General features: G+C 41.3%; 2 tRNA genes. Both read left to right on the forward strand.

The window, feature by feature from the left end:
* Nucleotides 1–34: 34 nt before the first annotated feature.
* Nucleotides 35–111 (forward strand) — tRNA-Ile (locus WFH18_RS17610).
* Between the two features lie 46 nt (nt 112–157).
* A tRNA-Ala gene (locus tag WFH18_RS17615) sits at nt 158–233 on the forward strand.
* The last annotated feature ends 481 nt before the right edge of the window (nt 234–714 follow it).

The raw sequence follows: 714 nt of genomic DNA on the forward strand, positions 1-714 counted from the left end.
CCACAACAAGTTGTTCTTCATACGATGTATCTGAGGGTCTGTAGCTCAGTTGGTTAGAGCACACGCTTGATAAGCGTGGGGTCACAAGTTCAAGTCTTGTCAGACCCACCACTCTGCAAACTTACAGAAATCAGAAACATTGACTTATTGATAAGCTGGGGACTTAGCTTAGTTGGTAGAGCGCCTGCTTTGCACGCAGGAGGTCAGGAGTTCGACTCTCCTAGTCTCCACCATCACTTACATTGATCTTGAAATGATCAAGCAAACGTAAGATGAGCTAAGAAACATACAAACAGCTAGATAGCTTATAGAGCTTAGTGATAAAGCAGCGTATAATGCGCGGCATTGTTATTAACCTCTGTGATTTATCACAGTTTCCTGACCTGACGAAGGCTGGAAAAATCATTAACAGAATATATTTGAGTTGAAATAATTTGTTCAAACTCGTTTCAAGTAGGCAACTACAAGAAATGAGTTCTAGCGAAATTAACTGAATCAAGCGTTTTGGTATATGAATCTAATTGAAGCTGTACGGTGCTTAAATGCACAAGACGCCAACTGTATGAGTGTGATGAGAGATCATCACAATCTGTTGCTTATCCTACTTGTAAGGATAAACGACTGTTTGGGGTTGTATAGTCAAGTAATTAAGTGCATGTGGTGGATGCCTTGGCAGTCAGAGGCGATGAAAGACGTGATAGCCTGCGAAAAGCT

Source organism: Acinetobacter sp. USHLN143 (assembly GCF_037145695.1).
Lineage (GTDB): Bacteria > Pseudomonadota > Gammaproteobacteria > Pseudomonadales > Moraxellaceae > Acinetobacter > Acinetobacter fasciculus.